The sequence below is a fragment of the Streptomyces sp. NPDC012794 genome (assembly GCF_042901085.1).
In the GTDB taxonomy this organism is placed as follows: Bacteria; Actinomycetota; Actinomycetes; order Streptomycetales; family Streptomycetaceae; genus Streptomyces.
The window spans coordinates 148109-160064 of record NZ_JBIBCI010000001.1 but is presented as its reverse complement, the minus strand read 5'-3'; the positions used below and the strand labels follow the sequence as shown (position 1 = coordinate 160064).

Genomic DNA, 11956 nt, shown 5'->3' with positions numbered 1-11956 from the left:
GGGGGCGGAGCCGCCGAGGAGGGGATGGCGGCTCCGCCCCCGTACCACGGTCTGTACACGAGGGAGCTGGACCACATGACCACGGCGACGACGACGGCGATGGACGCGGGGACGTACGAGGTGCTGCGCGACCGGCTCGCGGCACAGGCTGGAGAGCTGGCCCGGCGCGCCGAGGCGCTCAACACCGCCCGGATCGCCGAGTTCGGCGGGGCCGGTCTCACGCTCGCCGGCTCCGAGCGCCTGCGCACCGAGCACAGCCGCGTGCCCCGCGACATCGTCGCCGTCGGCGAGCTGCTGCTCTTCGGTTACAACGGCTCCACCGGCCAGGGGCCGGAGAAGTCCGTCGGGGACGTCCTCGCGCTCTACGACCGCGATCTCAACCCGCTTCCCGAGGGCGCGGCGCCCGGCCTCCTCGACGACCCCGGCTTCATCCGGGAGTTCGGGGCGCTGCACCGCTACTACCGGGGCGCGCGGCTGCTCGGGCTCCGCCGCGTCGGCGGCAGGCTGCTGGCCGTCTTCCGGACCGGTGAGCAGGCAGAGGACATCCGCGTACTGCGCTGGTCCCTCACCGCGGCCGGCGAGGCACGGTTCCTGGACGCCCAGGGCGAGCGCGACCACGTGTTCCCGCCCGCCCACGACGTCGAGTGGCGGGAGACCACCCGGGACGACCACGTCCTCGGCCGGCACCCGCACACCTCCATCGGGGGGCGGCTCTTCGTCTCGACGGTCGGCGGCGCGCTCACCGTGAAGACCGAGAACGACACGGAGACCGGTGAGGGCATTCACAGCGAGCCGGTCGACGAGCCGCTCCAGTCCCTGGCGGACGCGGAGGTCGCGTACGCCACCGTGGGCACGCTGATCCTGCTGCGGATCCGCCCCTACAAGGAGGAGACCAGGCGCCACCTCGTCTTCAACACCGTCACCAACACTGTCGTCCGCCTCGACGGCATCGGCCGGTCCTGCCGCCGGCTGCCCGACGACCAGGGCATCGTCTTCCCCGGCGGCTACTGCCTCGCCTCCGGCCCGGTGAAGACCTTCGACACGGACACCACGGACCTGGAATTCGAGACGGCCGTCCGCTCCCCCAACGGCGAGGACGTGCTGTTCGCCTTCCACGCCCGCGCCGAGGGACGCCGCCTGCTGCTCTCCTACAACCTGATCCGCAAGGAGGTCGCCGCCCCCATCCCGTGCCACGGCCACGCCCTGTTCGACGACGGCACCCTCGTCGTTCTGCGTGCCGAGGGCGCGGAGCCCGCCCGCATGCACCCGGTGCAGATCTGGCAGACCCCCTACACCTCCGACACCCACCACACCGCCCCGGGCAACGGCCCGCTCGCCCGCATCGGCAACGCCGACCTGGTCCGGGGCATCGCCGACTGCCTCTCCATCGCCCGCCAGGCCACCGAGACCGAAGCCACACCCTCCGGGGCGGTGTACGAGACGCTGCTCGCCGCCTGCGTACGGGCCGCCGACCGGTTCCCCTGGCTGGGCGACGCGGAGAGCGGGGACCTGCAGGGGCCCCTGGAAGGGATCCGGTCCACCACCGCACAGGTGCTGGAGGAGTTCGAGAGCGTCCAGCTCCTCACCCGGCAGGCTGCCGACGCCCTCGCCGAATCCGCTCAGGCGATCGCCCGGCTCGTCCGCCGAATCCGCGGCGAGGCCCCCGCCACCGCCGAGGAGTGGATCGAGCGCATCACGGAGCTGCGCCGCGCACAGGGCCGCCTGGTCACGCTGAAGGAGATGCGGTACGCGGATACCGAGGGCATCGAGGACCTGGCCGGGAAGGTGGAGGGCGACATCGCCTCCGCGGCACAGCGCGCCGTGGCCTTCCTGCGCCGCGAGGACGCCTTCGCCCCCTATCGCGCCGAGGCCGAGCAGCTCACCGCCGACGCCGAGGCCATCACCACCGTCGCCGAGGCCGCCCCCGTGGCGGAGCGGCTGGAGGAGCGGGCCTTCGGCCTCCAGACCCTCGCCGAGATCGTCGCGGGCCTGGACTCCGGTGACGCCACGGTGCGCACCGCCATCCTGGAGCGGATCGCCGAGGTCCTCGGCAGCGTGAACCGCGCCCGCGCAACCCTCGCCGCCCGCCGCCGAGAGCTGCTCGACCGCGAAGGGCGGGCCGAGTTCGCGGCCGAGTTCGCGCTCCTGGGCCAGGCCGTCACCGGCGCCCTGGCCGCTGCCGCCACGCCCGAGGACTGCGAGGCCCAGCTCGCCCGCCTGCTGCTCCAGCTGGAGAACCTGGAATCGCGCTTCGCCGAGCACGACGGCTTCCTCGCCCAGATCGCGGAGAAGCGGACCGAGGTCCACGACGTGTTCTCCTCACGCCAGCAGACCCTCCGGGACGCCCGCGCCCGGCGAGCCGAGGCCCTCGCCGACTCCGCGCGCCGAATGCTGGAGACCGTCACCCGCAGAGCGTCAGCCCTGGACGGCCTTGACGCCGTCAACGCGTACTTCGCCTCCGACCCCATGACCGCCAAGGTCCGCCGTACAGCGGACGAGCTGCGCCAACTCGGTGACTCCGTAAGGGCGGAGGAACTGGAGGGCCGGCTGGCCGCCGCCCGCCAGGAAGCCGGGCGCGCGCTGCGCGACCGTACGGAACTCTTCACAGACGGCGGAGAGACCATCCGCCTGGGCCGGCACCGGTTCGCCGTCACCCGCCAGGCCCCCGAGCTGACGCTCGTCCCGCACCAGGACGGCCTGGCGTTCGCCCTGACCGGCACCGACTACCGCCGTCCGGTCACCGATCCCGAGTTCGTCGCCACCCGGCCCTACTGGGCCCGGACGCTCGTCTCCGAGTCGCCCGAGGTGTACCGCGCCGAGTACCTGGCCGCGCGCCTGCTGGCCGAGCACGGCGCCGACGCGCTCGCCGGCGCCGATCTGGACACACTCGTACGCGAGGCCGCCGCAGCCTCGTACGACGAGGGGTACGAGCGCGGAGTCCACGACCACGACGCCACCGCGATCCTGCGCGTGCTGCTGCGGCTCCACGAGAGCGCCGGGCTGCTGCGCCACCCGCCGCACGAAAGGGCCGCGGCCGCGCTGTACTGGGCCCACGGCACGACCGAGCCGGAGCGTGACTCCTTCACGCGCCGTGCCGTGTCCCTCGCCCGGGCCCGCGACACGTTCGGGCTCGCGCCCGCCATCAGTGGCCTCCAGGAGGAACTGGCGGAAGCAATCAGCGTGTTCACGCCGACCGGCGCTGCCGACCCGGCGCGCGCCGCCCAGTACCTCTTCGAAGAGCTGACGTCGACACCGATCGGATTCGCGGTATCGACCGCCGCCCGCACCCTCCTGGACAAATTCCGGCGCAGCGTGGGTACCTCACCGTACGAAGAGGACCTCAAGCTGCTTCCGGACATGCCGGCACGGCGGCAGCTCGTCGAGGGCTGGCTCACCTCCTACGCGGCCGCATCCGGCGAGGACATCGGTGAAGGAGACATCGCCGAAGCCACCGCCGTCGAACTGTGCCCGGCACTGGAGCGCTACGAGGCCGGCGGCGCCGCCACGGCCACCGTCTCCGGTCTGCTCGGCGCCCACCCGCGGATCAGGGAGCGCTCCCTCGTCCTGCGCCTGGACGAGTTCCTCGCCCGCACCGCCGACTTCGCCGCACACGATGTCCCGGGCTTCCGCGCCTACCAGCGGCAGCGCAGCACCCTCGCCACGGCCAAGCGCATGCGACTGCGGATCGACGACCACCGGCCCCGGGTCATGTCCTCCTTCGTACGCAACCGCCTGGTCGACGAGGTCTACCTCCCCCTCATCGGCGACAACCTCGCCAGACAACTGGGGGCGGCCGGCGACGCCAAGCGCACCGACAGCAGCGGTCTGCTGCTGCTCCTCTCACCACCCGGCTACGGCAAGACGACCCTCGTGGAGTACGTCGCCGAACGCCTCGGCCTGCTCCTCGTCAAGATCGACGGCCCCTCCCTCGGGCACGACACCACCTCGCTCGACCCGGAAGCCGCCCCCAATTCCACCGCTCGCCGCGAACTGGAGAAGATCGCCTTCGCCCTGGAAGCGGGCAACAACGTCATGCTCTACCTGGACGACATCCAGCACACCGCACCGGAACTGCTCCAGAAGTTCATCCCGCTGTGCGACACGACACGCACGCTGAACGGCCACGACCTGCGCGGCAAACGCTTCGCCGTCTGCATGGCCGGCAATCCGTACACCGAGTCCGGGCAGCGCTTCCGCGTCCCCGACATGCTCGCCAACCGCGCCGACGTGTGGAACCTCGGCGACGTCCTGACCGGCAAGGAGGACGCCTTCGCCCTCAGCTTCGTCGAGAACGCCCTCACCTCGAATCCGGCTCTCGCCCCACTGGCCGGACGCGACCGCGCCGACCTGGAGCTCCTCGTACGGCTCGCCGCCGCCGACCCCACCGCCCGCCGCGACCGGCTCACCCACCCGTACCCCCCGGCCGAACTCGACCGCATCCTCGCCGTACTGCGCCACCTCATCGCCGCCCGGGAGACGGTCCTCGCCGTCAACGACGCCTACATCGCCTCCGCCGCCCAGAGCGAGGAAAGCCGCACCGAGCCGACGTTCCAGCTCCAGGGCTCCTACCGCAACATGAACAAGATCGCCGCCCGGATCTCACCGGTCACGAACGACGCCGAGCTGATCGCCATCATCGACGACCACTACACGGCAGAAGCCCAGACGCTCACCACCGGAGCCGAAGCCAACCTCCTCAAGCTGGGCGCCCTCCGTGGCACGCACAGCGCCCAGCAGGCAGCCCGCTGGACCGAGGTCACCACCTCCCACGCCCGCGCCCAGGCCCTCGGCGGCGCCGACGACGACCCGCTCAGCCGAGCGGTCGCCGCCCTCGGCCTGCTCGCCGACCGCGTCGCAGCGGTGGAGAACGCCATCACCCGCGCCACGAACCCAGGCCACCGGCCCGCCTTCCCGGCCGGACGCCATGCGGCCCGGGAGGCTTAGGAGACGACGCGAGAGGCCGGCCGCTCCGTGCTTCGCCGAAGTGGCCGGCCCTTGTGCCCTTCCGAGGGGCTCGCTGCCGACGAGGCGGGTCAGGAGGGGGCCCGTGAGGGCGAGGATCAAGACGGTCCCAGGATCCTTCTCCGCCGGACTAGAACGCCACCACGTCATTGCGACCGTCACCGAGGGCTCCTGCTGACGGCGACGAAACTCTGCACCTCCGACGACACCAGGGGAGACCATTGAGTGAGGAACCCGTGTTCACACGGAGCGAGTGGGGGACGAACCGGTACGTGTACAACCACCGCAACCCGGTTGGTCTCGCGCTCATCATCATCGCGCCGATCGTCGCCGTCGGCGCGATGACCGGCCTCCGGAACAGCTCCCGATGGAGCGAGGCCGAACTACGCACGGCCGTCCATCAGGGGACCGAGAACCTGACCGGGAGCACGCAGTACGTCAGCCCCGACATGCACCTCGGGACCCTGATCAGAGACGCCGTCGAGGACAGCGGCACTGGGCCCGGCCTGGGCCTTGACGTCTCCCGGGACGCCGTCGGGGACGCAATCGGGGACGCCGGCCACGGTTACACGATCTCGAGCGCGGACACCGAAACCGAGTACTGCATTCGCGTCACCATGACCAGGGTCGACCCGAACAGCCGCTTCACGTCAATTCGCCAAGACCACTACCTCACGGCCACCGCAACCCAAGGCGCCTGCTGAGGAGGCCCGTGACGGAGTTGTCCGTCGCCCTCGCTGCCCCGTCGGCCGCCCCCCCGTCAGTGTGAGCATGCGCGTGCCAGCGTCGGAGGTCCTGACCCACCGCGTGTGCCTGCGACCAGGGCAGAACTTCAGGGGGGGCCGGGAATCGCCGGCGCGCGGCTGAGGCCTCAGTCGGCGGCAGCCCAGACGGGACAGGTATCGACGACAACTCGGCTGTCCGTGGCCGAAGCGTCACAGGGTGAGTTCGAGCCGATCGGCAGGACTCGCTCGCCCGCTCCCCCCTTCATCTCGTCCGCCCGCCGGCCTGGGGGTCTGACGGGCGGGAACCGTGCCGGCCGGTCAGCTCGGCCAGGCCTCGGCGGGTGGTGGCGAGGACGACGCGGTCCTGCGCCTGGAGGACGTATCCGGGGTGCAGGTTCCACACCAGCCCGGCGGTCGGAGGGGATTCGTCCGGGGTGGAGGCCAGGTCGGGCCGGCGGTCCTCGGGGGCGGCGGTGTCCAGGGCGATCACCCGCCAGGCGCCCGGCCGGAAGGACTCCGCGATGGTCCGGCCTTCCAGTTGCGGATGCCCGCCCACGTCGAGGGCGGCGAACAGCAGCACCCTGCGCTCCACCGGTATGGCGCCGAGGACCTGGCGGCCCATCATCGCCCCGGCGAACGCCGGGGCGGCCAGGTGCGTGACGCTGCGGCTGCGGGTGAGGGCGGAAGGGTGTGCGGCGCGCAGGGTGCGGTACACCGCGGTGGCGAAGTCGTCCTCGTACAGGCGCATGACGACCCGGAGCTCCGGCTGGACCGCCCGGGCGTGTAGGGCGGCCTCCAGATTGGTCGTGTCGCTGCTGGTGAGTGCGAGCAGGGCGTGCGCGCGGTGGACCCGGGCCGCCTGCGGGACTCCCTCCTCCGTCACGTCGCCGAGGACCACGGGCACGCGGAGCCGTCGGGCGAGAGCCAGTCCGCGTGCCTCGGGGTCCGACTCCACGCACACCACCGGGATGTCCAGCTCCCGCAGCCGGGCGAGCACCCGGGTACCGATCTTGCCGAGGCCCAGGAGCACCACGTGGCCGGACAGCCCGCGCGGCGGCCGGCGCAGCGTCGTCGCCGTCCGGAACTCCCCGAGCCCCTCCAGGGCCGCTGCGACCAGCACCGGCAACAGGAGCAGGCCGACGGTGCCCGCCAGGATCTGGAGCGTCTTGCGCTCGGGGGGCTCCCCCAGCGCCGGGTCGTTGATGGCGAAGATGTCGAGGAGGGTGATGTACGCGGCGTGGAGCGGATGGTCCCCGGTCGTCACCCAGGACGCCACGGCCAGGGCCGCCACGGCTGCCGCGATGCCGGCCAGCGCCCAGCGCAGTCTGCGCGAGAAGAGGGAGCCGACCGGAAGGGCCGCCACCGACAGACGCGCCGCCGGGCCCACCCGCGCCGCGGCCGCGCGGGAAACGGCCTCGAGGGCCACGATCGCCCGGCCCGTCGCGGCGGCCACGGCCCGGTCGTCGGGCAGGAGTTGCGGGCCCCCGTCGCCGCTGGCCTCGGACCCTTCGGCGCCGGCCGGGTCGCCGGCCGTCGCCGACAGCAGCGCCAGCGTGCACAGGCCGGAGTCGGCGACCTGACCCCGGCCGGGCGGGGTGCGCTCCACCGCGCGCAGCAGCAGACCGTCGGCTTGGACGACCTTGCTGGTTCCGGCGACCGCGGAAGCCGCCAGGGCCGGCGCCGCGGTGTCGGCGTCCGACAGGACGGTCGTCGAGGCGTCCAGCTGCCGCAGGTCGAGACCTGGCTCGGCGACCACGGCCGCCTGATCCAGCAGCTCTTCGAGGTGCTGGCCCAGTCGGCGGTTGTACAGCCGGATGACCAGCCGGAGGCGCGGGTTCAGCCGCCTGGCCACGAGAGCGGCCCGGACGTTGGTCTCGTCGTCCTCGTACACCAGCGCCAGGGCGGCGGCCCGGGCCACCCCGGCCGCCGCCAGCACCTCCTCCTCGGGCTCGGCGGCCTCGACGAGGCGGAGGTCCCGCAGGGGTCCGTGCTCCGGGGCGGCCCGTCGGGGCCCGACGACGGGAACCCGCGCGAGCAGCCCCAAGCCCCGTCCCGTCCGTCGGCCAACGGCCGGCTGCGGCTCGCGCGTGGCGGGCACCACCAAGGTCACGGGCTCGCGGTAGACGTCCTGGAGCTCGGCAGCCAGTCGCCGGGCCAGCCCGTCATCCCCGCAGACGACCATCCGGCCTGGAGTGTGCGGGAGTTGGCGTGTCGAAGCATCGATCATCGGACCAGCATGCCGTCCCCGGGAGCCGTGGAGCCGCGCGGGTCAGGCGCCGCCCCCGGCGTGGCGGCCGTGATCGTCGGCGAAGGCCGCGAAGACCTGGCGCGCCGTGCCTCCGGCATGGAGGAAGCGTTCGTCGAGGATGGCGGCCAGGTCGTCCAGCGCCGCCCTCAGCACCGCGGCGGAGAGCCGGACGTCCGGGTGACGGGCGCCGGCCGCCTGGTCCGCCAGGTTCAGGGCCCAGGTGATCTGGCGGGCGAGGGAGGTACGGTCGTCCCCGTCGTGGAAGCAGTGGGGCTCGGCGTACTGCTGGAAGTCGACGGACACCACGGAGACGGCCCCGGCCAGGCCGTCGAGGATGGCCGCGCCCGCGTCGGCGTCGATCTGGTCTGCCGACCTGAGGCCCGCGCCGCAGCAGCCGGCGGCAGGGCAGCCGCCAGAGCGCCGTCATGGCCAGGCGACTGAGGCCGCCGTGGTGCGTGGGGTGCCAGAGGGTGTGTGGAAAAGGTCCCGCAGGACGACCGACACGATGACCGCCCTTCCCCCCTCGCGGTTCCTCAGCCCCCCGCGGGAGCCCTCACGGGCGATCACCCAGCACGCCGTGTTCGCTCAGGAAAACCTCAGATCCGGATAACGATCGCATCACCGACCCCCGGAAGCACACCTCGAGCCTTCCCTGCAGTGATCTGCATCACTAAAGATCCCGTAAAGAGCGTGCTATGAATACGCCACTCCGCTTCGGCACCACCCCTCGCCGGACCACGGACCGCCGGCTCGCACCGGCTTTGCACGGCCAGGGAGGTCACGGTCCGAGTCCGCGGATCGAGACGCCCAGGGTCGCCGATCGGACAACGGCGTTCGCTCCATGCCTGCCCGCAATCACACCGTCGCACCGCACTGCGCCGGTTCTGCGCCATCGAGGTAAAGCCTGATGTCACTCGACACCATCACCACCTCCGTAGACGAAGCCGTCAGCGGATTCTTCGAGCCCATCGCCAAGTGGCTCGGAGACATCGTCTTCTACTCCGTCCCCGTCGGGGGAACCCAGCTGCCGTTGATCGTCGCCTGGCTCGTCGTGGCCGGCCTGGTCTTCTCCGGCTGGTTCGGCCTGGTGCAGATACGCAAGTTCCGCCTCGCGGTGAACGTGGTGCGCGGCAAGTACGACGAGAAGGGTTCGACCGGTGAGGTCAACCACTTCCAGGCCCTGACCGCCGCAGTCTCCGGCACGGTCGGACTGGGCAACATCGCCGGTGTCGCCGTCGCCGTCTCCATCGGCGGGCCCGGTGCGACGTTCTGGATGATCCTCTGCGGTCTCCTGGGCATGGCCACGAAGTTCGTCGAGGTCACGCTCGGTGTGAAGTACCGCGAGGTGCACGCCGACGGCACGGTCTCCGGCGGCCCGATGCACTACCTGCCCAAGGGCCTGGCCGAGCGCTTCGGCGCCCGCGGCAAGACGCTCGGCAAGGTCCTGGCGGTCCTCGCCTCCGCGATGATCCTCTTCTTCGGCCTCTTCGGCGGCAACCTCTTCCAGGTCAACCAGTCCTACGCCCAGCTGGTCTCCGTCACCGGCGGCGAGGGCGGCATGATGGGATCCTCCGCCGGCGCCCTGTTCTTCGGCATCCTGATCGCCGCGATCGTCGGCATCGTGCTCCTCGGCGGCATCCGCTCCATCGCGTCCGTCACCAGCCGGCTCGTCCCGGCGATGGCCGGCATCTACATCGTGGCCTGCCTGGTCGTCATCCTGGTCAACGTTTCCGCGGTCCCGTCCGCGATCTCCTCGATCATCGAGGGCGCCTTCAACCCGCAGGGTGTCGCCGGTGGTGTCCTCGGCGCACTGATCGTCGGCTTCAAGCGGGCCGCCTTCTCCAACGAGGCCGGCCTCGGCTCCGCCCCGATCGCGCACTCCGCGGTCAAGACCAAGCACCCCGCCAGCGAGGGCCTGGTCGCCCTGCTGGAGCCGTTCATCGACACGGTCGTCATCTGCACCATGACCGCGCTGACCATCGTCATCGCCAACCCGGCCAGCTGGGGCGAGGCCCGCAAGGGCGAGTCCATCGGCGGCGTGACCATCACCTCCGACGCCTTCGCCACCGTCCTGCCCTGGTTCCCGTACATCCTGACCATCGCGGTCATGCTGTTCGCCATCTCCACGGTTCTGACCTGGGGCTACTACTGCATGAAGGCCTGGACCCACCTCTTCGGCCGCAGCAAGGGCAGCGAGCTCACCTTCAAGGTCATGTACACCCTGTTCGCGGTGGCCGGCTCCCTGCTCACCCTGCAGACCTTGATCGACATGGCCGACGCGGTGCTCTTCATGCTCGCCGTCATCAACATCATCGGCCTCTACCTGCTCGCCCCCGTCGTCAAGCGCGAGCTCAACTCCTTCCTCGACTTCGTCCGCCGCCGCGACGCCGGCCTGGAAAACGAAGCAGACGAGGACGAAGACCAGGAGCCGGTGAAGACCACCGTCTGACCGTCCCCCCGGCGGCCCGGCTCCTGAGCGGGTCCGTACACACCTCGCGCCTTGGTGTGTACGGACCCGCTCGTTTTCGTGTTTCAGCAGGTGAGAACCCCTCTGGTGGGATCCGGGGATCGCCGTTAGGGTGTAAAGAACGCGTCAATGAACTCGTTTCTTCTCCACGAGTGGCGCGGGGTGTGCCGGGAAGTCTGGTCGGCGAGTAGGGCCTGTGTGCCCATGTCCCGCTGACACCCCCCGGAAGGCCATCCTCATGAGCAGCCCGCGCCCGCGCATCGTGTTCGGCCTCGTCCCCTGGCCCGAACGCCAGGCCATCGCCTCGGCCCTCCGCACGGAAACCGTGGGTGGACTGGTCCTGCTCGCGGCCGCCGTCATCGCGCTGGTCTGGGCCAACACACCGTGGAGCGGTGCGTACGAGGCCATCCGCGACTTCCACTTCGGCATACCCGCGCTGGGCCTGGACCTCTCCGTCGGGCACTGGACCGCCGACGGCCTCCTCGCGGTCTTCTTCCTCGTCGCGGGCATCGAGCTCAAGCGCGAGCTCGTCGTCGGTGAGCTGCGCACCCCTGCCACCGCGGCCCTGCCCGTGATCGCCGCGGTCTGCGGCATGGCCGTGCCCGCCGCTCTGTACGCCGCAACCGCCTGGGCCGGCGGCGGCAGCCTGGACGGCTGGGCCGTGCCCATGGCCACCGACATCGCCTTCGCCCTCGCGGTGCTCGCCGTCATCTCCACGCACCTGCCGGCCGCCCTGCGCGCCTTCCTCCTCACCCTCGCCGTGGTCGACGACCTCGGCGCCATCCTGATCATCGCCATCTTCTTCACCAGTGACCTGAACCTCTGGGCGCTCGGCGGAGCCGTCGCCGGACTCGCCGTCTTCTACCTCCTCCAGCGCCTGCGGGTCCGCGGCTGGTGGTGGTACGTGCCGCTCGGCATCGCGATCTGGGCGCTGATGTACAACGGGGGCGTCCATGCCACCGTCGCCGGCGTCGCCATGGGCCTGATCCTGCGCACCACCCGCGACAAGGGCGAAGAGGTCTCCCCCGCCTCCCGGGTCTCACACCTCATGCACCCCTTCTCCGCAGGGGTCGCGGTCCCGCTCTTCGCCCTCTTCGCCGCCGGCGTCAGCATCTCCGGCCCCGCCCTGGCCGAGGTCTTCACCAGCCCCGAACCGCTCGGCGTCGTCATCGGACTCGTCATCGGCAAGGTCCTCGGCATCTTCGCCGGAACCTACCTCGCCGCCCGCTTCACCAAGGCGGAGCTCAACCCCGACCTCGCCTGGGCCGACGTCCTGGGGCTGTCCGTCCTCGCCGGGATCGGCTTCACCGTCGCCCTGCTCATCGGTGAACTCGCCTTCCCGGGCGCAGCCGCCGGCGAGCACGTCAAGGCAGCCGTCCTCATCGCGTCCGTCACCGCCGCCGCACTCGCGGCCGTACTCCTGCGCCGCCGGAACACCCTCTACCGGCGCCTGTACGAAGAAGAGAACGCCGACGACGACGCCGACGGCATCCCCGACATCTACCAGCGGACCCAGGCCGCGCCGGCCGGGGCGAACGACAACTGATCACCCCG

At 71.6% G+C, this 11956-nt stretch carries 6 protein-coding genes; 4 read left to right on the top strand and 2 right to left on the bottom strand.

What is annotated here, in order from left to right:
- The first annotated feature begins 75 nt into the window (after window positions 1-75).
- Entirely contained in the window at window positions 76-4944 is a 4869-nt protein-coding gene (locus ACFY7H_RS00750; protein WP_388931081.1) for a DNA repair ATPase, read from the top strand.
- 239 nt (window positions 4945-5183) lie between these two features.
- Window positions 5184-5666: a hypothetical protein gene (locus ACFY7H_RS00745; protein ID WP_388931079.1), complete on the top strand. Its 483-nt coding sequence runs from the start codon at window positions 5184-5186 to the stop codon at window positions 5664-5666.
- Between the two features lie 283 nt (window positions 5667-5949).
- Here ACFY7H_RS00745 and ACFY7H_RS00740 read toward each other — a convergent pair whose 3' ends face one another.
- Together ACFY7H_RS00740 and ACFY7H_RS00735 are read right to left on the bottom strand one after the other, a co-directional pair.
- Complete coding sequence (locus tag ACFY7H_RS00740) at window positions 5950-7914, bottom strand: potassium channel family protein (RefSeq protein WP_388931076.1); 1965 nt, start codon at window positions 7912-7914, stop codon at window positions 5950-5952.
- A 42-nt stretch (window positions 7915-7956) separates the two neighbouring features.
- Window positions 7957-8238, bottom strand: coding sequence for a hypothetical protein (locus ACFY7H_RS00735; protein WP_388931073.1), 282 nt, complete (start codon window positions 8236-8238; stop codon window positions 7957-7959).
- A 604-nt stretch (window positions 8239-8842) separates the two neighbouring features.
- On the opposite strand from ACFY7H_RS00735, the gene ACFY7H_RS00730 reads away from it, so the two are divergent.
- Window positions 8843-10384: an alanine/glycine:cation symporter family protein gene (locus ACFY7H_RS00730; RefSeq protein WP_388931070.1), complete on the top strand. Its 1542-nt coding sequence runs from the start codon at window positions 8843-8845 to the stop codon at window positions 10382-10384.
- 256 nt (window positions 10385-10640) lie between these two features.
- Window positions 10641-11948, top strand: a complete 1308-nt coding sequence (gene nhaA / locus ACFY7H_RS00725; RefSeq protein WP_388931067.1) for a Na+/H+ antiporter NhaA — start codon at window positions 10641-10643, stop codon at window positions 11946-11948.
- Window positions 11949-11956: the final 8 nt, after the last annotated feature.

Excerpts from the sequence above, each read along its gene's own strand:
- ACFY7H_RS00730 (WP_388931070.1), top strand. The coding sequence starts at position 8,843 with ATGTCACTCGACACCATCACCACCTCCGTAGACGAAGCCGTCAGCGGA.
- ACFY7H_RS00740 (WP_388931076.1), bottom strand. The coding sequence starts at position 7,914 with ATGATCGATGCTTCGACACGCCAACTCCCGCACACTCCAGGCCGGATG.
- nhaA (WP_388931067.1), top strand. The coding sequence starts at position 10,641 with ATGAGCAGCCCGCGCCCGCGCATCGTGTTCGGCCTCGTCCCCTGGCCC.
- ACFY7H_RS00750 (WP_388931081.1), top strand. The coding sequence starts at position 76 with ATGACCACGGCGACGACGACGGCGATGGACGCGGGGACGTACGAGGTG.